Annotated in this window: 16 protein-coding genes; 7 read left to right on the top strand and 9 right to left on the bottom strand. The window is 72.0% G+C overall.

Features of this window, described 5'->3' with window-relative positions:
• Nucleotides 1–37: 37 nt before the first annotated feature.
• Nucleotides 38–2,770 carry an FxSxx-COOH system tetratricopeptide repeat protein gene (gene fxsT, locus IEZ13_RS32565; RefSeq protein ID WP_183225236.1) on the bottom strand — a complete coding sequence of 911 codons (2,733 nt, stop codon included), beginning with the start codon at nucleotides 2,768–2,770 and terminating at the stop codon, nucleotides 38–40.
• Between the two features lie 289 nt (nucleotides 2,771–3,059).
• On the opposite strand from fxsT, the gene IEZ13_RS32560 reads away from it, so the two are divergent.
• Nucleotides 3,060–3,656: a hypothetical protein gene (locus tag IEZ13_RS32560; protein WP_183225237.1), complete on the top strand. Its 597-nt coding sequence runs from the start codon at nucleotides 3,060–3,062 to the stop codon at nucleotides 3,654–3,656.
• On the opposite strand, the gene IEZ13_RS32555 is transcribed toward IEZ13_RS32560, so the two are convergent.
• From IEZ13_RS32555 to IEZ13_RS32540, 4 genes are read right to left on the bottom strand one after another with little or no spacing between them, the layout of a single operon-like run.
• Nucleotides 3,634–4,788 (bottom strand): zinc-binding dehydrogenase, encoded by a 1,155-nt coding sequence (locus IEZ13_RS32555; RefSeq protein ID WP_183225238.1) that lies wholly within the window; start codon nucleotides 4,786–4,788, stop codon nucleotides 3,634–3,636. The two genes, IEZ13_RS32560 and IEZ13_RS32555, sit on opposite strands and share 23 nt — an antisense overlap.
• On the bottom strand, nucleotides 4,785–6,245 hold the full coding sequence (locus tag IEZ13_RS32550; RefSeq protein ID WP_183225239.1) for a flavin-containing monooxygenase: 1,461 nt from the start codon (nucleotides 6,243–6,245) through the stop codon (nucleotides 4,785–4,787). Before IEZ13_RS32550 ends, IEZ13_RS32555 begins: the two co-directional genes overlap by 4 nt.
• An 18-nt stretch (nucleotides 6,246–6,263) precedes the next feature.
• On the bottom strand, nucleotides 6,264–7,298 hold the full coding sequence (locus tag IEZ13_RS32545; protein ID WP_183225240.1) for an AraC family transcriptional regulator: 1,035 nt from the start codon (nucleotides 7,296–7,298) through the stop codon (nucleotides 6,264–6,266).
• Nucleotides 7,299–7,346: 48 nt separating this feature from the next.
• Nucleotides 7,347–7,934, bottom strand: a complete 588-nt coding sequence (locus IEZ13_RS32540; protein ID WP_183225241.1) for a hypothetical protein — start codon at nucleotides 7,932–7,934, stop codon at nucleotides 7,347–7,349.
• Nucleotides 7,935–7,989: 55 nt separating this feature from the next.
• Here IEZ13_RS32540 and IEZ13_RS32535 point away from each other — a divergent pair, with 55 nt between their 5' ends.
• Nucleotides 7,990–8,358 (top strand): BlaI/MecI/CopY family transcriptional regulator, encoded by a 369-nt coding sequence (locus tag IEZ13_RS32535; RefSeq protein ID WP_183225242.1) that lies wholly within the window; start codon nucleotides 7,990–7,992, stop codon nucleotides 8,356–8,358.
• Here the strand turns inward: IEZ13_RS32535 and IEZ13_RS32530 are convergent.
• Complete coding sequence (locus tag IEZ13_RS32530; protein ID WP_183225243.1) at nucleotides 8,335–9,261, bottom strand: M56 family metallopeptidase; 927 nt, start codon at nucleotides 9,259–9,261, stop codon at nucleotides 8,335–8,337. The genes IEZ13_RS32535 and IEZ13_RS32530 overlap by 24 nt on opposite strands.
• Before the next feature lie 126 nt (nucleotides 9,262–9,387).
• On the opposite strand from IEZ13_RS32530, the gene efeU reads away from it, so the two are divergent.
• Nucleotides 9,388–10,215, top strand: a complete 828-nt coding sequence (gene efeU, locus IEZ13_RS32525) for an iron uptake transporter permease EfeU (protein WP_183225244.1) — start codon at nucleotides 9,388–9,390, stop codon at nucleotides 10,213–10,215.
• 8 nt (nucleotides 10,216–10,223) lie between these two features.
• Entirely contained in the window at nucleotides 10,224–11,357 is a 1,134-nt protein-coding gene (gene efeO / locus IEZ13_RS32520; protein ID WP_183225245.1) for an iron uptake system protein EfeO, read from the top strand.
• Here efeO and IEZ13_RS32515 read toward each other — a convergent pair.
• Nucleotides 11,354–12,538 carry an RNA-guided endonuclease InsQ/TnpB family protein gene (locus IEZ13_RS32515; RefSeq protein WP_221246002.1) on the bottom strand — a complete coding sequence of 395 codons (1,185 nt, stop codon included), beginning with the start codon at nucleotides 12,536–12,538 and terminating at the stop codon, nucleotides 11,354–11,356. The genes efeO and IEZ13_RS32515 overlap by 4 nt on opposite strands.
• Before the next feature lie 149 nt (nucleotides 12,539–12,687).
• Between IEZ13_RS32515 and efeB the strand changes: the two genes are divergently transcribed.
• The gene (efeB, locus tag IEZ13_RS32510) at nucleotides 12,688–13,941 is read left to right on the top strand and encodes an iron uptake transporter deferrochelatase/peroxidase subunit (protein WP_183225247.1); all 1,254 of its coding nucleotides are present in this window, start codon (nucleotides 12,688–12,690) and stop codon (nucleotides 13,939–13,941) included.
• On the opposite strand, the gene IEZ13_RS32505 is transcribed toward efeB, so the two are convergent.
• A complete protein-coding gene (locus tag IEZ13_RS32505; RefSeq protein WP_229795363.1) occupies nucleotides 13,928–14,473 on the bottom strand; it encodes a TetR/AcrR family transcriptional regulator in 546 nt (181 codons plus the stop codon). The two genes, efeB and IEZ13_RS32505, sit on opposite strands and share 14 nt — an antisense overlap.
• 52 nt (nucleotides 14,474–14,525) lie before the next feature.
• Here IEZ13_RS32505 and IEZ13_RS32500 point away from each other — a divergent pair, with 52 nt between their 5' ends.
• Both IEZ13_RS32500 and IEZ13_RS32495 read left to right on the top strand, forming a co-directional pair.
• Complete coding sequence (locus IEZ13_RS32500) at nucleotides 14,526–16,283, top strand: ABC transporter ATP-binding protein (protein ID WP_229795360.1); 1,758 nt, start codon at nucleotides 14,526–14,528, stop codon at nucleotides 16,281–16,283.
• Between the two features lie 9 nt (nucleotides 16,284–16,292).
• The gene (locus IEZ13_RS32495; RefSeq protein ID WP_203834027.1) at nucleotides 16,293–17,702 is read left to right on the top strand and encodes an MFS transporter; all 1,410 of its coding nucleotides are present in this window, start codon (nucleotides 16,293–16,295) and stop codon (nucleotides 17,700–17,702) included.
• 415 nt (nucleotides 17,703–18,117) lie between these two features.
• Here the strand turns inward: IEZ13_RS32495 and IEZ13_RS32490 are convergent.
• Nucleotides 18,118–18,867, bottom strand: a 750-nt coding sequence (locus IEZ13_RS32490) for a transposase (RefSeq protein WP_189285762.1), incomplete at its 5' end; no start/stop codon positions are given.

The following is an 18,867-nucleotide window of genomic DNA, read 5'->3' as shown; positions in this document are numbered from 1 at the left end:
ATGTCGGACGAGTTCTGACAAGAGTTGACAGGCTGAGTCAGGCTGACGGCGGTTCGATGTGGGCGATCGCGCGGACGCCCCGCGCCACATCCAGGACGGCCGGATGGCCCGCGCCCAGGCCGCGGCGCAGACCGCCGAGCACGGCGTCCAGTGATGGAGAAGCCCCACCGTCGGCGGCGAAGTTGGCCCCCGCCAGCAGGGTGTCCGGGTGCGACTCGCCGTAGACCTCGCGGGCGCTGCGATAGGCCTCCTCGGAGATGCCCCGCGCCGACGCCGGATCCTCCAGCGACATCGCCGACGCCAGGTTCGTCACGGCCGCGACCGTGAACGGGTGCTCGGCGCCGAGACGGCCGCGCAACGCCACGTACGCCTCGGATCCGATCTGCCGGGCGGGCTCGGCGCGGCCCATCGCCAACAGGGTCGCCACCACGTTGACCCGGGCGACCTGGACCAGCGGATTCTCGGCGCCGAGCGCCTGCTCGTACTGCTGCTCGGCGCGTTCCGCGACGTCCAGCGCCTCACGCAGCCGCCCGAACTCGCGCAGCGCCCCGCTCCAGCTCATCGCCACCGCGAGGGTCAGCTCGCGGGCCACCCCGACCCGCACGAGGCAGGCCTGATGGCAGGCGGCCAGCTCTTCGGCCGCGCCGCCCGGGTCACCGAGGCGCCGCGCCGCCACCCCGCTCATCCGGCGGGCCCGCAGCAGCTCCCGGCCCTTGCCGTGGGTGAGCACCCCGGTCAGCCGCCGCCCGATCTCCCGGTAGCGGCCCAGCCCGTACAGGTCCTCGGCGATGGCATTCAAAAGGCGATGAAAAGCCCCATCCGGTACGCCGATGCGCGCCTGCAACCGCACATAGGCCTCCTCGTCGTCGGCGTACGCGTCGCCGAACCGGCCCAGCAGCCGCAGGCTCACGCCCCGGTTGTACCGGCTGGCCGAGGTCCGGTAGTCGTCCTCCGGGAAGAACCGCAGATGCCCGCGCAGGGTCTCCTCGTCCAGCTCGAACGCCCGCTGGTAGTGGCCCGCGATCCGCAGATCGTGCCCCCGCCCCCGGGCCAGGTCCAGCGCCACCGGATGGTCCGTGTACGCCGGGTCGGCCGCCAGCCGGGCCGTCATCTCCGCGGTCAGGGCCTCCGCCTCGGTGTACCGCCCGGCCGCCCGCAGCGCGTTGGCGTGGTACCGCCGGATCTGGAGCACCGCCTCGTCGGTCCGGGCCGAGGCCGACCGCGCCGCCAGGGCCGTCTCCACCCGCTCACCGAGCCGCCGCGCCCCGGCGATGTCGTCGTCCAGGAACCGGAACCGGATCTGGTGCCGGACCGTCCGGTACGCCGCCGGATGGTGCCAGTCGACCAGCTCGGACGGACCGACGTGCGCCGCGATGGCCCGGTGGGTCGGCCAGGTCCGCCGGTCCTCCGGATGCCCCGGATCGGCCGCCACCAGGATCTCCCGCACGTGGTCGCGGTTGCGCTCCCCGGCCGCGTCGGGCAGCAGGTCGCGCACCGCGAGGCGGATCAGCGCCGGGATCTCGACGCCGTCCTCCGGGCCGCGCCGGGCCAGCCCCGCCTGCACCAGCTCGGCCAGCCGGCGGCGCAGCGCGATCTGGTCCTTGAGCAGCGCCCGCAGCTCGGCCGGCACCTCCCGGCGGGCGGCCGTCGCCAGCAGCGGCACCTGGATCGGGCCGGCCCCGAACCCGGCCAGCAGCGTGAGCAGCCGCACCGTCCCCGGGTCGCGGCCGAGCCGGGCCAGGGCGGACCGCACCTCGGCCAGCACCGCCTGCCCGATCGACAGTGTGGACGGGTGCCGGCAGAACTCGGCGAGCGCCAGCGGCATGCGCCCGAACGCATCGGCCGCGGCCGCGTCCCGTCCGCGTTTGCGCAGGTACTGGGCGACCTCGCCGGGGTCGAAGTCGGGCACCTCGACGTCGCGGTAGGCGCTGTCGCGAGCCCACGTCGCGTCCCGGGTCGTCACGATGACGCTGCCGCTGATGGTGCGGATCAGGGCCCGGATGTCGCTGCCGCGCAGGCCGTCGAAGACCAGCAGGTAGGTGCGGGCCCGGCCGAACGCGGCGAACAGCCGGTCGAGGGTCTGCCGCCGGTCCGGCGACGGCACGATCCCCAGCCGTTTCGCCAGTTCGACCAGCGAGGTGGTGGCCCGGTCGAGATCCCTCGCATCCACCCACCAGACGATCGGGTACTCCCGGGAGTACAGCCGGGCGTACTCCGCGATCAGTTGCGTCTTGCCGACGCCGAGCGGGCCGTGGACCACCACCGGCACGTGCGGATCATGCGTCAGGTGCTCGTGGATCAGGTCGAGCTGTGGTTCCCGGCCGGTGAAGAACGGATCGCGTTCGGGAAGCCGGCCGTGCACGATGACCTCGGCCACCGGCTCGGGCGGCCGGATCTCCACCCACGGATGAGGCTCCGGTTCCGGCTCCGGCTCGGGTTCCGGCCGGGGCGCCGGGCTCCGGGAGGCCGATGAGCACAGTTCGACACCGACGGACAGTTCCTCGTCCACATCGACCGGCTGATCCGCCGCCCGGCACAGCACGATGATGATCGACCGGATCTTGCTCCAGGCGGGCAGCGGGTCACCGCGGAACAGGGCGCTCACCGTCTCGTGCGACACCGGCTCCAGGCGCGGGTTCTTGCGGGTCATCTGGCTGATCGCCCGGGTGGCGGGCCGGCCCGCCACGTTGTACAGCCGGTGCAGCCGGATCAGGAGCCTGCGGTGATTGCCTTCCGGCACTCGGTCGACGCCTGGCAGATCGATGGGCACTCCGCACGCTCCGAGGCACGTCGCATGGCTGTGGAGATGGCACGCCGGTTGAGCTGTGAGACCACCAAGAATGTCATGCCTGGTCGCCTGTCAACAACCCGGCCTCCGCCGGCCGCCGGGAGACCTTTCGTGGTCGAGGATGGGTGGGCGTACACGGCGGCGGTGTCGTGGTCGCCGACGCGGCCTATCGCCGCGACGGCCGCCCACGTGGCGGCTTTCGTGTGCGCGCACCTGACGCCCTGACCGTTCGATCCTCGGCCGACCAGCGCGCCCGCCTTACGATCAAGCGATGACCCCCGATCAACCCGATGCGGCGGCCCCCGGCGTCGAAGTCCCTCCCCAGCGGAAGGACGGCACGTTCACCGGTTGTCTCGGGTGCCTCGGCTTCATCCTGATCCTGTTGTCGATCGTCGTCGCGTATTACGCCCTCTTCCCCGTCGCGCTCCACGTGCTGTCGGATGCCTACGTCAGCCTGGCCCGATCAGCCACCGCCGGGAACCCGCGCGGCATGGCAGTGGCCGGATGGCTGCTCTTCGTCATCACCGCGTTCTCGATCCTCGCGCTGACCCTGACCCGCCACCGGCTCTCACGACCGTGGGCCCGCACGATCGTCGCGGTGTCCGCGATCCTGGCGATCACCGCCTGGAATCTCCTGCCGCTGCGTGGCAGCGGGCTCGTCGAAACCGTCGACGGGCCCGGTGGGAGCGGCTTCATCACCGGAGTCCGGTGGGGCGCTCCGGCAGCGGGTCTGCTGCTGATGATCGCCGCCCACGTGCAGTTCCGGAAGCGAGCCAAAGACTTCTACGTCCGGCATTCGTTGCTGCGATGGACGATCGGCCTGGCCTCGGCTCTGTCGTACGAGATCAGGGTTTTGCATGGGGGTTGACCAGAATCTTGGCGTGGCTGTCGGCTTTGGCCAGCTGGTCGAAGGCGTCGGCCACGCCGTCGAGGCCGACGACCCCGGTGATCAGGGGGCGTGGGTCGATGCGGCGGCGGGCGACCATGTGCAGGGTGTCGCGGAACTCGGCCGGGTCGTAGCAGAACGAGAACCGCAGGTCGACCTCCTTGTTGCTGGCCATGGTGGGCCGGAACGTGTCCGGCTGCATGCAGACGCCGACCACGACGATGCGGGAGCGGAACGGCGCGTGGGTGACGATGTCCTCGATGACGCCGGGCACGCCGACGCACTCGAAGACCGCGGCGCCCCGCGGACCGGCCCCGAACCGCTGACCGGCCCGCATCACCGTCCACCACGGAACGCCGGGGATCCGCTGGAGGGCGTCCATCGCGTCGATCCCCGCCCCGTAGAGGGCCGTGGCCTCGGTGACCAGGCGTCTGTCATCACCGAGCACGTCCCACGGCGACTGGACGGCCGGGTCGACGACGACGTCGGCGCCGCAGGTGCGGGCCAAATCGCGGCGGGGCCCGGAGAAGTCGCCGGCGACGACCCGGCGGACTCCGGCAGCCTTGAGCATGAGGATCACGGCGAGGCCGATCGGCCCGCATCCGATCACCACGGCGGTGTCGTCCTTGGCCACGTCCCCGCGGCGGACCGCGTGGTAGGCGACGGCGAGCGGTTCGGTGAGGGCGGCCAGATCCGGGTCGAGGCCGTTCGGAACCGGCATGGTGGCGGCCTCGGAGACCAGCAGGTATTCGGCGTACCCGCCGGGCGCGTGCGACGACATGCCGGTCATGTGGACGTCGTCGCCGTGCTTGATCAGCGGGAGGGAGACCACCGCCTGGCCGGGTTTCCACCGACGGCGGCAGCCGGGACCATACGCGTCGACGGTGCCGGTGAACTCGTGTCCCATGACGACGTGATGCGACGAGCGGATGAAGTCGGGATAGCCGACCTCGGCGGCCACGTCGGCACTGGGCTCGGCGTCGAGACGAACATGAAGATCAGACCCACAGATCCCGGTACGGGTGACCTTCAGGCGAATCTGGCCGCGCCCCGGTTCCGGCAGGGGCACGTCGCCGACCGACAGCTTCCCGTCGTGCAGGATCACCGCTCTCACGCGTCCACCTCCGCACGCACGCGGCCGAAGACCAGGCCCTCGTCGAGTTTGGCCCGGTTGGTGGCCCACGAGTCCAGCAGCACGTTCTGCCGGAACGCCCACGGGTAGCGGCGCGTCACCCGGGGCATCAGATCCGCGGCGCGGGCCAGGTAGCCGGACTGCATGTCCATGAACGGCCCGGTCGGCCCGAGGTCGGCGGGCGGGCTGGGCACCACGCTGTCGGCGCCGGTGTCGAGCAGTTTGCGCAGCAGCCGGGCCACGAACCGGGCGGTCAGGTCGGCGCGGACGGTCCAGGACAGGTTGATGTAGCCGATGCAGACGGCCAGGTTGGGCAGTCCGCTGAGCAGTGTCCCGTGGTAGGCGTGCGACTGCGACAGGTCGGCCGGCACCCCGTCGACGCTGATCGCGATGCCGCCGAGCAGCCGTAGCCGCAGCCCGGTGGCGGTGACGATGATGTCGGCCTCCAGAACCGAGCCGTCCTCCAGGCGGACACCCGAGGGCACGAACCGGTCGATCCGCCCGGTCACCACCGACGCGTCGCCGGAGCGGATGGCCTTGAACAGGTCGCCGTCGGGGGCGATGCACAGCCGCTGCTGCCACGGGTCGTAGGGCGGCCGGAAGTGCGCGTCCACGATGTCCGCCGAGCCGACCTGCGCCACCGCCCCCTTGCGCAGCAGCGCCCGCATCCGGTCCGGCCAGCGGCGGCAGGCCTGGAACAGCGCCCACTGCATGACGGTGTTCTTGGCGCGGGTGATCCGATGCGCGGCGCCGGCCGGCAGCACCTTGGCGAGCCCCCGCCCGACGACGTCGACGCTCGGCTGGGCCAGCACATAGGTGGGCGTGCGCTGCAGCATCGTCACGTGCGCGGCGTCCAGGGCCATCGCCGGGACCACGGTGACCGCGGTGGCGCCGGAGCCGATGACGACGACCCGCTTGCCGACGTGGTCGAGATCCGGGGGCCAGAACTGCGGGTGGACGACCCGGCCGGCGAAGTCGCCGGTGAAGCCCGGGTCGTACGGGTCCTCGTAGTCGTAGTAGCCGGTGCAGAACGCCACGAACCGCACCACGTAGTCGAACCGCTCGCCGCCCCGGGAGGCCGTCACCCGCCAGCGGGCGGTGGCGCTGTCCCAGTCGGCGGCGACGATGCGGGTGCCGTACTCGATGTGTTTGTCGACCCCGGTCTCCCGCGCCGTCTCCTCGACGTAGGCGAGCAGGTCACCGCCCTCGACGATGGATTTCTCGCCGGTCCACGGCCGGAACGGGAAGGACAGCGTGTAGACGTCGGAGTCGGACCGCACGCCCGGATAGCGGAACAGGTCCCAGGTGCCGCCGAGCCGGTCCCGGCCCTCGGCGATGGTGTAGGTCAGCTCCGGGCACCGCTCGCTGATCCGGTGGGCCATGTCGATCCCGGAGATCCCGGCCCCGATGATGAGCACGTCGACGTGCGAGTCCGTCATTCCGCGATCGTGCTCCCGTTACCCGCCGGAAACTTGACTCAGCCCGACAATACGGCTCCCGGGTGCGCGGACCCGGCGTGGTGGCACGCCCCACCAGCGGTGGCAGGCCCGGCTGAAGGTGGCCTGTTCGGCGAATCCGAGCCGGGCCGACACGTGGTGGAACGGCAGGCGCGTCCCGGTCAGGAAGAGCCGGGCCCGGTCGCGCCGCACGTCGTCGACGATCCCGGCGTACGTGGTCCCGAGCTGGGCGAGGCGCCGCTGCAGCGTCCGGGGGTGCAGGGCGAGACGGTGCGACAGGACCTCGATGGGTACGGGACCGAAGTCCAGTGACTCCCCCACCACCGCCCGGATCCGGCCGATCATGTCGTCCGCCCCGGGCAGGATGATCCGCAGGTAGGACTCGGCCCGGTCGCGCAGCTCCTCGCGGGCGCCGGCGACCGGCCGGGTGAGCAGCTCGTCGGGCACCCGCAGCAGTGACTCGGGCGCGCCGAACCGGACCGGCGCCCCGAAGAACCGCAGGTACGCGCCCGGGTCCGCGGTCGGCCGGTAGCCCAGCCGGACGTCGATCAGTCCGTAGTCGCCGCCGAACAGCCGCCGCATCGCCCGGTGCAGGAACCCGATCCCGGCGTCGGTGGCCTGCACCGGCCGTGGTCCGGCCCGGGTCTGCCGGTAGCGCAGCGCGGTGACGCCGGGCCGCCCGTCCGGGTCGGCGATCCGGTGGACACTCAGCGCGTCGCTGTGCACGGCCAGGTAGCGCTCGGTGGCGGCCAGGGCGTCGGCGCCGGTCCGGCAGTTGGCCAGCAGGGCGGCGAGTGGCCCGAGGGTGTCGAGGTCGTGCCGGGCGGCCATCCGCAGGCCCAGGTCGGGGCAGTCCAGCCGTTCGGCCGAGTGTTGCAGGAGGGCGGCCAGCCGCCAGTCGGCGATCGGCACGTCGTCGTGGTCGAGGACGGCGGTGTCCAGGCCGGCGGCGCGCACCAGCGGCGCGGGGTCGGCGCCGAGACCGCGCACGACTCCGGCGAAGCCCCGGATCCCGGCTGCGCGGACGGTCGCCATGGCAGCAGTCTCGGGACCCGGGCGAGGCCCGTCAACACTTTCCAGTGCTCAGGCGAGGTTCTTCAGGGTGTAGCCGGCCCGGGAGCACTGCGCCTTCAGTACCGCCTCGGCGGGCGCGGTCAGTCCCTGCATCTGGTCGAACTCGGCGAAGGTGGTGAACGTCGTCTCCTTCCTTGCCGCCGCGGCGAGGTCGTCCAGGGCAGCCTGCAGGGCCGGGTCGGTGACCTTGGCCGCGGCGTCGGAGAAGATCGCCGCAAGGCCGAAGAACAGCGGGCGGAGCGCCTCCAGGGATCGGGCTACGGCGGCCTTGTCACCGCGCCGCTCGGCCGCCACGCCGTCGCGGATGTATCGCTGCGGCTCCGTGTCCAGAGTGCTGTACGCGCCGTCCGCCACCTCACACGCCTGCGCCGACGTGAACAGCCCCGCCAGGGCCGGGTTGTGCAGGGGCGCCGGGGCGGATCCGGCGGGTTCGGGTGCCGGGCTGGATCCGCCGGGGGCGGGCGACGAGGTGATCGGCGCCGTCGGGGGTGGGGCGGAGGTCGGCGAGGATCCGCAGGACGCGGTCGGCAGCAGGGCCGTGAGGACAAGGCTGAGGACCAGTACGCGGCGCATGCGAGCCTCTCGAACGATGATCATGGATGTCAGAACTCTAGTCTCGGTCCGCAACCGGAAAGCTCAGTAGGCTGCGTGCGTGCCGCCCGAAGCACGCCGTCCCGCCGGCGCCCTGGAGTCCGAGATCCTGCGTGTCCTGGTCGCCGCGAGCGAACCGATGACGCCGCGGGACGTGCAGGAGCGGCTGCCCGCGCCGTTGTCGTACAGCACCGTGGTGACGATCCTGACCCGGATGCACGAGAAGGGCAGGGCGGCCCGCTACCGCGACGGGCGGTCGTTCCGGTACGCGCCGCTCACCGACGAGGCGGCGGTCGCGGCCGAGCGGATGAGCGCGGCCCTCGGCACCGGCACCGACCGGGCGACCGTGCTGCGCCGGTTCGTGGCCGGTCTCGCGCCGGGCGACGAGGAACTGCTGCGCCGGTTGCTAGAGCCGGGCGGCGATCAGTAGCTCGCCCAGGTCGACGACGCACTCGACGGTCCAGGCCAGGGAGAAGACGGCTATCGCCGCCGGCAGGGCGAGGGCCAGGAGCGGCCGGTTGCGGCGCGGGGTGATCAGCGAGGCGACCCGTCGGGGTACGGCGCCCGCGCGGCTGAGGTCGGGAGTGGGCGGCGCCATCCGGAGACTGCCGACGCGATGGGTGCTGTCGCTGACCAGGGCGGCCGTGGCGATGGCCCGGGCCACCCCGCGACGGTCGCCCAGTTCGGCGGCGGCGCGCTCGTCGGCGGCCCGTTCCACCAGGTGGTCGATGTGCCGGGTGAGCAGCCGGAACACCGGGTGCACGGCGGCCGACAGGTGGGCGAGCAGGACCAGCCGGTGGTGCCGGGAGCGCAGGTGGGCGCGTTCGTGGGCGAGCAGGGCGGCGTACTGGACGTCGTCGAGGGCGTCACGCATGCCGGTGGTGACGACGATCCGGCCGTCGCCGCCGGGGACCGCGAACGCCTCGGCACGGTCGTCGTCGAGGACCACCACCTGACCGTCCACGGTGGGCAGGCCGGTGTAGCGGCGGGCGTAGGCGGTGTCGCGGCGGTGGGTGCGCCAGACCCGGGCGACGCCGGTGAGCGCGGCCAGCAGCAGCGCGAGGGAGAGCCAGGACACCCAGGGTTCGCTGTCGGTGTCGGCGCGGACGTACGCGTCGGAAACGTGCAGCAGGGACGCGGTGAGCGGAAGCTCGGCGACGGCCTTGAGGGCGAAGGCGCCCAGCGTGACCAGGCAGCCGGCCGCGGCCGCCGTCAGCGAGGTGACCAGCAGTAACGCGGCGGCCTCGGGGCGTAGCCGGTCGGCCAGGTAGCGGATCGCGACCACCACCAGAACCGGGCAGATCAGGATCTCCCACACGAAATGATCGAACACCGCGACTCCCTCACCGATTCGATTCGGAGTGTCGCACGTGGTGGCGGTGACCCTGGACAGTGAGGCCAGGCAAACCTAATCTACAGTCTGTAGAACCAAGGTAAGGCAATCCTTAGGAAGAGGGTCATGCTCGCCACCTACCTCATCGGCCTGCGCGAAGGGCTCGAGGCCACCCTGGTGGTCAGCATCCTGATCGCGTTCCTGGTCAAGTCCGGCCGCACCGATCGCCTCCCCCAGGTGTGGGCCGGCGTCGCCGCCGCCGTGGCGCTGTCCATCGGGTTCGGAGCGCTGCTCAGCTACACCTCGACCACCCTGCTGCGCGACTACGACCAGCGGGAGCTGTTCGAGGCGGTCACGTCGATCCTGGCGGTCTGCTTCGTCACCTGGATGATCTTCTGGATGCGCCGGGCCGCCCGGTCGATCAGCGGTGAGCTGCGCGGGAAACTCACCGACGCGCTCGCCCTCGGCTCGGTCGCGGTCGCCGTGATGGCGTTCCTCGCCGTGGTCCGCGAGGGCCTGGAGACGTCGCTGATCTTCTACTCCGCCGTGCAGGGCGCCGACCTCGACGGCAAGCCGCTCTACGCGCTCACCGGCGGCATCCTCACGGCCGTCGCGATCGGCTGGCTGATGTACGCGACCGCCGTCCGGATCAACCTGACGGTCTTCTTCACCGTCACCGGGGTCCTGCTCATCCTGGTCGCCGCCGGCATCCTCAAGTACGGCGTCCACGACCTCCAGGAATCCGGCGTCCTTCCGGGACTGAACACCCTGGCGTACGACGTGAGCGCCGCCCTCGACCCCTCCGCGTGGTACACGGCCCTGCTCACCGGCATGTTCAACGTGACGCCCACGGCCAGTGTCGTGGAGGCGGTCGCCTGGATCGCGTACGCCGTACCCGTGCTCGTGCTCTTCCTTCGTCCCGCCCGCATCGCAGTTCCCGCCCCCCAGCACTAGGAGATACCGTGCGCCACCCATACAGCCCTCTCGCCTTCGCGGCGGCCGCCGTCGTCCTGGCCGGATGCGGCTCCTCCGGCGGCGACACCGCGCCCGACGCCGCGGGCGGGCCGATCGCGGTCAAGGCCACCGACACCTCCTGCGAGGTCGCCCGCACCCAGGTCGACGCCGGGACCAGCGTCTTCGCCATCACCAACGGCGGGCAGAAGGTCACCGAGTTCTACGTGTACGCCGCGGGCGACCGGGTGATGGCCGAGGTCGAGAACATCGCCCCCGGGCTCTCCCGTGACCTGCACGTCGAACTGCCCGCCGGCAGCTACGAGACCGCCTGCAAGCCCGGCATGATCGGCAAGGGCATCCGCGGGCAGCTCACCGTCTCCGGCTCGGCCGCGCCGCTGACCGACGACGCCGCCCTGCTCGCCGCCACCGAGAGCTACTCGCGGTACGTGAAGTCGCAGACCGCCGCCCTGGAGGTGAAGACCGCCGAGTTCGTGAAGGCGGTCAAGGACGGCGACGCCGCCAAGGCCAAGGCGCTGTTCCCGGTGGCCCGCACGTACTGGGAGCGCATCGAGCCGGTGGCCGAGATCTTCGGTGACCTCGACCCGCGCATCGACGGCCGCGAGGAGGTCACCGAGGAGGGCATGAAGTTCGGCGGCTTCCACAAGATCGAACAGGACCTGTGGCAGAAGAACGACATCGCCCAGTCCGGCCCGATCGCCGACCAGCTGATGACCGACGTCAAGGAGATCGTGCAGAAGGCCAACGCCGAGAAGCTGTCCCCGCTCCAGCTCGCCAACGGCGCCAAGGCCCTGCTCGACGAGGTCGCCTCCGGCAAGATCACCGGCGAGGAGGACCGCTACTCGCACACCGACCTGTGGGACTTCAACGCCAACATCGACGGGTCGAAGGCGGCCGTCGCGTCGCTGCGGCCGGTCCTCGAGGAGCGGGACGCGGCCCTGGTCAAGACGCTGGACGCGGAGTTCGCCAACGTGGACGCGACGCTCGCCAAGCACCGCGCCGGGGACGGCTGGAAGCTGCACAACGAGCTGTCGCAGGCCGACCTCAAGGAGCTGACCGACGCGATCAACGCGCTGGCCGAGCCGATCAGCCGGGTGGCGGCCGTGGTCGCCAAGCAGTCTTAACGACTCCCCACGGATGAATCCGGGGGATTCCCAGCTCGGACCGCACCTGATCCACCGTCCCGGAAGGAGGCGATCTGATGTCTTACGTCGTCGGCACTGGCACGGTCGCGTTCGGCCGTGGCGAGGATCGTCCTCGCGGCGTTGAGGTCGCGGTCTGCGGTGTAGCCGCAGGCCGTGCACTCGAAGATGCGTACGCCCAGTCCGAGGCGGAGATTGGCGCTCTCGCCGCACCCGGAGCAGGTCATCGTGGTGTAGGCGGGCGGCACCAGCACCACCTTCCGGCCCGCCCGCTTGCCACGGTTGATCAGTTCTCGCTTCGCTGCGCCGATCGCCGCGTCGGCGGCCTTACGGGCCATCCGGGACTTCGCAAGGAACCTCGGCTTGAAGTCCTCCACGGCGATCAGGCTGTGATGCACGGTGACGTTCTTCGCCCAGACGCGGGCGTCGTGGGTGTTCTGCCGGGCCGCCTTCTTCGCGATCCGGGCGGCCTGCTTCCTGGCCCGCTGGTAGCCCTTCGACGGCGGCTGGTTCTTCGGCCGGCGACGGCGGGCCATCCTGCGCTGCGCTTTCGCCAGTTCGGCGGCGCAGCGGCGGCGGTGGCCGAGGTGGGGCAGGTCGAAGGCCGGGTCGGTGGTGGTGGCGGTGGTCTTCACGCCCCAGTCCACGCCGATGCCCGGCAGGTCCGGCTCCGGGACCGCGGCCTGTTCCCGGGTGACCACGAACGACGCATACCAGTGGCCGAGACTGTCCTGGTAGACCCGCACACTGCTCGGGTCGCACGGCGGTTGCCGGGACCAGACGACCGGCACGGTGACCTTATTCGGCAGGCAGAGACGACCGGCCTTGATCCGAAAACCGCGAGTGGTGTACTCCAGGCTGGGCAGCGCGTCCTTCTTGCGTTTCTTCTTCGGACGGCCCCGGCCCTTCACCTTGAACGAGTGATCCAGGGCGGTGCCGTAGGTGCGCAACGTCTGCTGCTGGGCAACCTGCGACCCCGCCCGCAGCCAGGCGTTACCGCCCCGGGCCTCGGTCAGCAGCTTCGACAGCTTGCCGAACGTCGGCTTACGGCCAGTCTTCTGCTGGTGCACGGCCTCGTTCCACAGCCACCGGCAGCGGCCCCACTCGTCGAGCAGCGCGGCCCGCGCCTGACGGCCGGGCCGCAGCCGGTATGTGTAACGCACCGTCTCATCCACGCTGCCGATCACCCTAGCGGTGGCTCACACCCCACAACTATCCCCCTCGACGGCGGATCGGCTACCCCTGCCCTACTTCGCAGGGGTTACGGTCCCTCCCCACGGCTAAAGCCAGGGGTTTCCACGGAAGGTATCCGATGAACAAGGTTTCCCGGCGGGCGCTGGTCATTGGCGGCCTGGGCGCCGCCGGTGCCGCCGGCACCGCGGCCGCCCTTCTCTCCGGTGGCGAACCGGCGAACTCGTTCTCCGACGCGGTCGCCTTCCACGGCCCCCACCAGGCCGGGATCGTCACGCCCGCCCAGGACCGGCTGCACTTCGTCGCCTTCGACGTCGTCACCAAGGACCGCGACCGGCTGATCCAGCTGCTGAAGGACTGGACGGTCGCGGCCACCCGGATGACCGCCGGAAAGGACGCCGGTGAGGTCGGGGCGGTGGCCGGCCTTCCGGAGGCGCCGCCGGACGACACCGGCGAGGCCATCGGGCTGCCGGCGTCCGCGCTGACGCTCACCATCGGGTTCGGGCCGACCCTGTTCCGGACCGCGGACGGGCGCGACCGCTTCGGGCTGGCCGCGCGGCAACCTTCTGCTTTGGTGGCGCTCCCCCGGTTCACCGGGGACACCCTGGACGCGGCCCTGTCCGACGGCGACATCGGCATCCAGGCGTGCGCGAACGACCCGCAGGTGGCGGTGCACGCCATCCGCAACCTGGCCCGCATCGGCATGGGCGTGGTCAGTGTGCGGTGGTCGCAGCTGGGCTTCGGGCGCACCTCGTCCACCTCCACCGGGCAGGCCACGCCCCGCAACCTGTTCGGCTTCAAGGACGGCACCCGCAACCTCAAGGCCGAGCAGGACGAGCTGCTGCGCGAGCACCTGTGGGTGCAGCCCGGCGACGGGCCGGCGTGGATGGACGGCGGGTCCTACCTGGTCACCCGCAAGATCCGGATGTTGGTCGAGACGTGGGACCGGTCGCCGCTGGTCGAGCAGGAGGCCATCGTCGGGCGGCACAAGGGCAGCGGGGCGCCGATCGGGCTGGCCGGCGAGTTCGACGAGCCCGACCTCACCTCGGTCGGCGACGACGGCGAACCGATCATGCCGAAGATCGCGCACGTGCGGCTGGCCCACCCGGCCACCAACAACGGGGCCCGGATGCTGCGGCGCGGCTACAACTTCGTCGACGGGTCGGACGGGCTGGGGCGGCTCAACGCGGGACTGTTCTTCATCGCGTACCAGCGGGATCCGGCGAAGGCGTTCATCCCGGTGCAGCGCAGCCTGGCCGCCCAGGACGAGATGAACGAGTACATCCGGCACGTGTCCAGCGGCCTGTTCGCCTGCCCACCGGGCATCAAGGACGCCGGCGACTTCTGGGGCAGCGGCCTGTTCAGCGGGGAGTGACGGCGCCGTCGACGCAGCGGAGGATGAGGCGCAGGGCCTCGTGGCGGGAGACCTGGCACTCGGTGACGTAGTGCCAGCCGGCGTAGAGCTGCGACCACATGAGGCTCTGCAGCCAGATCGGCGGTAGCTCCGGGTCGACGGATCCGTCCTCGTACCCCCGCCGCACCATCGCCTCGAAGTTCTCGTCGCAGCCCTCGCCGTCGACGGCGACCTGCTCCCGGAAGAGCAGGGACAGCACGTCGCCGAGGTCGAAGAACTCCTGGCAGAGCCGCCGCAGCGCGGACGCCCCGGAGTCGTCGCCGAGCCGGGCGCGGTCGCGTGCCTCGCCGAGCCGCCGCCCGGCCTCCTCCCGCAGGGCGGCGAGCAGGTCACCACGCTCGGCGAAATAGCGGTGCAGCGTGGTCCGGCCGACGTCGGCGGCGGCGGCCACGTCACCGAGCGGGGCGGCCGGGTTCCGTGCCAGGACCTCGATCGCGGCGTCGAGGATCGCCTGCCGGGTCCGCGCCCTGCTCCCACCGCGAATGGCACTCACCGCGGCAGAATAACACTTGCCCAGAGTGGAACATCGATGTTCCACTCTGGGGATGCCGGATACCACGAGACTGGGAACCCTGCTCGCCGTGCTCCGCCCGCACCGCCGCACCATGGCGCTCGGGCTCGTCCTCGGCCTGATCGGCAACGCCGCGGGCCTGGCCACCCCGCTGGTCACCAAGTGGGTCCTCGACAGCTTCAGCGGCGGTGTCGAGCTGGCCGGGCCGATCACCGTCCTGGCCGGCCTGGTCGTCGCCGGCGCCGCCATCACCCTCTGGCAGTGGATCCTGCTCGGCACGCTCGCCGAACGGATCGTCCTCGACGCCCGCACCTCGATCATCCACCGCTACTTCCGGGCCCGGATCGGCGACCTGCAGGCCCGCCCCACCGGTGAGCTCGTCACCCGGGTCACCTCCGACACCGGCCTGCTGCACCAGGCGTCCGGAAGCATCATCGGGCTGATCAACGCGGGCGTCGGGCTGATCGGCACGCTGATCCTGATGGCGGTGCTCGACCTCGTCCTGCTCGCCTGCACCCTCGCGGCGGTCGCCGTGGTCGCGGCGCTGATGATCGTGCTGCTGCCACGGATCGGTGTCGCGCAGACGGCCGCGCAGGAGGCGGTCGGCCGGTTGGGAGCCAACCTGGAGGGTGCGCTACGCGCCATCCGCACCGTGAAGGCCAGCCGGGCGGAGACCCGCCAGAGCGGCCGGATCATCGGCGACGCGCGGGACGCCGCCACCCACAGCATCCGCGCCGCCCGGGTCGCGGCCACGGTCTGGACCATCGCCTGGTCCGGCGTCAACCTCGCGGTGATCCTGATCCTCGCGATCGGAGCCTGGCGCGCCCACGCCGGGATCCTGGAGGTGTCCACGCTGGTGGCCTTCCTGCTCTACGTCTTCCAGTTGATGGGCCCGATCAGCGAGCTCACCCAGAACCTGACCGCCCTCCAGGCCGGGATCGCCGCCGCGGGCCGCATCAACGAGCTGCGGTCCCTGCACCCGGAGTCCGCGCACGACGCGCCGGCGACATCACCGGCGGCCTCCGGCAGCGACCCGATCCTGACGCTGCGGTCGGTCACCGCCCGGTACGGGCCGGACGCGCCGACCGTGCTGCACGGCATCGACCTGGACATCCCCCGGGTCGGGCACACCGCGATCGTCGGGCCCTCCGGGGCCGGCAAGACCACGCTGTTCTCGCTGCTGCTGCGTTTCCTCGAACCGGAGAACGGGCAGCTCACCCTGGACGACCGGCCCTACCGGCAGTGGAGTCACCACGACCTGCGGGGCCGGCTCGCCTACGTCGAGCAGGAGACCCCGGTGCTGCCCGGCACGATCGCCGACAACGTGCGGTTCACCCATCCCGACGCCACCGACGACGAGGTACGGGCGGTGCTGCACGCGGTCCGGCTCGGCGACCTGGACACCACGCTGGCCGCCACCGAGGTCTCCGGCGGCCAGCGCCAGCGGATCGCCCTGGCCCGGGCCCTGCTGCGCGCCCCCGACGTACTGCTCCTCGACGAGGCCACCGCCCAGGTCGACGGCCTGACCGAGGCCGCTGTCCAGGACTGCGTCCGGGAGCGGGCGGCCCACGGGGCGGTCGTCACCATCGCGCACCGGCTCTCCACCGTCCTCGACGCCGACCGGATCGTGGTCCTGGAACACGGCCGGGTCCGCGCCCAGGGCGATCACACCTCCCTGTACGCGACCGACGACCTGTACCGTCGCCTCGTCCAGGCGCTGCGGATCAGCCCCGGCCAGCAGCCGGCGCTGAGTGGTAACGGCCACAGCCCGGGTGCGGCCCGTACTCGATAGATTCGGTGGGTGCCGCGCCGGAATGCCCTCGCCCTCGCCGTCTGTCTCGCCGCCGCGTTCACCACCCTGGTCGACCAGGCCAGTCTCAACACGGCGGTTCCGGCGTTGCGGGAGTCGCTCGGGGCCGGCCCGGCCACCCTGCAATGGATCATCGCGGGGTATTCGCTGGCCTTCGGGCTGGCCATGGTCCCGGCCGGGCGGCTCGGCGACGCGCACGGCCGGAAGTGGTTCTTCGTCGGCGGGATGGCACTGTTCGCGGTGGCGGGCGTCGTCGCCGGGACCGCGAGCGAGGCGTGGGTGGTGGCCGTCGCGCGACTCGTCCAGGGTGTCGGCGCGGGCATCGTCAACCCCCAGGTGTACGGGGTCATCCAGGACCTGTTCACCGGCCGGGACCGGGCCTGGGCGCTGGGGGCCTACTCGACGGTCGGCGGGATCGCGGCGGTGCTCGGGCCGCTCACCGGCGGGCTGGCGCTCGGCGCGTTCGGCGACGATCTCGGCTGGCGGGTCGTGCTGCTGATGGGGGTGCCGTTCGGGCTGCTCACCGTGCCGCTGGCGATCAGGTGCCTGCCCGCCGGCCGTCCGGACCGCGCGCACCGGACCACACTCGACCTGCCGGGGCTCGCGCTGCTCGGCGCGGTGACGCTGTGCCTGCTGCTGCCGTTCGTGCTGCCCGGCGGGCCGGGGCTGCCGGTGGCGGTGTGGCCGCTGGCCGCGGTGGCGGCGCTCGCGGCACTGTCCTGGTGGGAGCGCCGCTACGCGCGGTCCGGCCGAACCCCGGTGCTGATGCCCGAGCTGGTCCGCTCCCGCGGGTTCAGCCTGGGCACGTTGACGGCGATGTTCCAGTTCGGGGCGTCCCTGTCGGCGAACCTGGTGCTGGTCCTGCACCTCCAGGAGAACCTCGGCTGGTCGGCGCTCGACGCGGCGCTGCCACTGATCCCGGGCGCGATCGGTTTCGCGGCGGCGTCCTCGCAGAGCTGGCGGCTGGTGGCCCGCTTCGGCCGCTCCGCGGTGGTCGGCGCGCTGGCCGGCGCGGTGACGGCGATCGGGGCGACGATCACCGTGCTGCACACGGTTCCCGAGTCCGGGCTGAGCGTCGCGCTGATGTGCACCCAGTTCACGGCCGGGGTCTGCGGCGGTCTGGTCCTCTCCCCCAACCAGGCCCTCACCCTCGCCCACGCGCCGGCCGGGGCGGCCGGCCTGGCGGGCGCCTTCCTCCAGGTCTCCCAGCGGATCTCGGCGACCCTGGCGATGGCCGCGGTCACCGGCATCATGGTGACCGGCCAGAACGTCACCGCGGCCCTGACCATCTGCCTCGCCATGATGACCGCCTCGGCGGCGTGCGCGGCCCTCGACCTCCGCACCCGGCCGACGGCGCCCCAGCCCGCCGCTCCCCCGGTCCCGGCCACCGAGATCCGCTGACCCACTCGTCGCCGGCTCGGCCACCACTCTGTTCCAGGTCGCCGATGCGCTGGTGCCGATCTTGTCTGGGCGGCGCACACCATCGCAGCACCGTGTCGGCCCACCCCGCCTATGCCCCTGGCAGCGCAACGCGGGGCGCCTACCGTGTGCGAATGCCCGCCCCTGAACTCCCCGCACAAAGCCCGAGCGTGTGCGAATGCCCGGCATCGAGCTTTTCGGTCGAGAGTGTGCGCGGGTGCCGGGCTTCGGTGCGGGCTGGAATCGGGTGCGTGAGCGGCGGCAGGAGCGGAGTGGGCACCCGGGCGGCCCGCCCGGCCACCGATCTAAGCCCGGCGGGCGCGGCACAGGCCGGAGTGGCAGCGGAGGGGCGGGTAGGCAGAACGGCCCGAATCGGAACGGGGCGGGGTCTTGTGATTTAACCCTTCGTTTCTGGTTGTGGGCGTTTGCCAGCGGGGTGTCGGGGTGCGGGGTGTTTGTTGCGGCTGCCGGGTGGCCGGCCGGGTCCGGGATGGCTGGTTTTCGGTGCGCGGGCTGGTTGGGGCAGTTTCGTGCGGAGGTACCGGAAACCGCGGCGGACGCGGGTCGGGCTCAGCCGGCCGGGTCGGGTGGATGGGCGTTCCCAGGGGCGGCGTAGGTCGGTGGTGTGGTGGCGGGCCAGTCGTAGCTGGGTGTAGGCGGCGATGATCAGCCAGGTCCAGCGGTCGGCGGCGGCGGGGTCCCGGAGCCGGGCCTTGGTCCAGCCGAGAGTCTGTTTGCAGAACCGGAACAGGTGCTCGATGTCGAATCGGCGTCGGTAGGCCTGCCGGTAGCGGTCCATCGTGGTGGCGTGCAGGCCGGTCTCGGACGCCCATAGCCACATCGGTTTCGGGTGGTCGATGCCGCGGATCCGTTCGATGGTCACCTGGATCAGGGTGCCTTCGACGACGGGTAGTTCATCGGGGTGCCCGGCCCATGCGTCGCGGCGTTTCAGGCGTTGGTGCATCCGGTCGAAGGCGGCGGCGTCGACGGTGCCGTAGTGCCGGCTCTGGGTGGTGGTACGCAAATGCGGTTCGGGATGGGTGGCCGGCTGGTCGAGGTCCAGCACGGGGCCGTGGCGGGCCGGGCGGCCGCGTGTCCCGGTGGGTGGGGGCGTAGGGCCGTAGAAGACCCGGTCGCTGCGCAGCCG

Source organism: Actinoplanes campanulatus (assembly GCF_014647795.1).
GTDB classification, from domain to species: Bacteria; Actinomycetota; Actinomycetes; order Mycobacteriales; family Micromonosporaceae; genus Actinoplanes; species Actinoplanes campanulatus.
The sequence above is the reverse complement of the archived record's forward strand: the minus strand, read 5'-3'. Positions and strand labels throughout refer to the sequence as shown.

Coding starts and splice junctions, on each gene's coding strand:
- IEZ13_RS32560 (WP_183225237.1), top strand. CDS start 3,060: ATGACCCCCGATCAACCCGATGCGGCGGCCCCCGGCGTCGAAGTCCCT.
- IEZ13_RS32550 (WP_183225239.1), bottom strand. CDS start 6,245: ATGACGGACTCGCACGTCGACGTGCTCATCATCGGGGCCGGGATCTCC.
- IEZ13_RS32545 (WP_183225240.1), bottom strand. CDS start 7,298: ATGGCGACCGTCCGCGCAGCCGGGATCCGGGGCTTCGCCGGAGTCGTG.
- IEZ13_RS32540 (WP_183225241.1), bottom strand. CDS start 7,934: ATGATCATCGTTCGAGAGGCTCGCATGCGCCGCGTACTGGTCCTCAGC.
- efeU (WP_183225244.1), top strand. CDS start 9,388: ATGCTCGCCACCTACCTCATCGGCCTGCGCGAAGGGCTCGAGGCCACC.
- efeB (WP_183225247.1), top strand. CDS start 12,688: ATGAACAAGGTTTCCCGGCGGGCGCTGGTCATTGGCGGCCTGGGCGCC.
- IEZ13_RS32500 (WP_229795360.1), top strand. CDS start 14,526: ATGCCGGATACCACGAGACTGGGAACCCTGCTCGCCGTGCTCCGCCCG.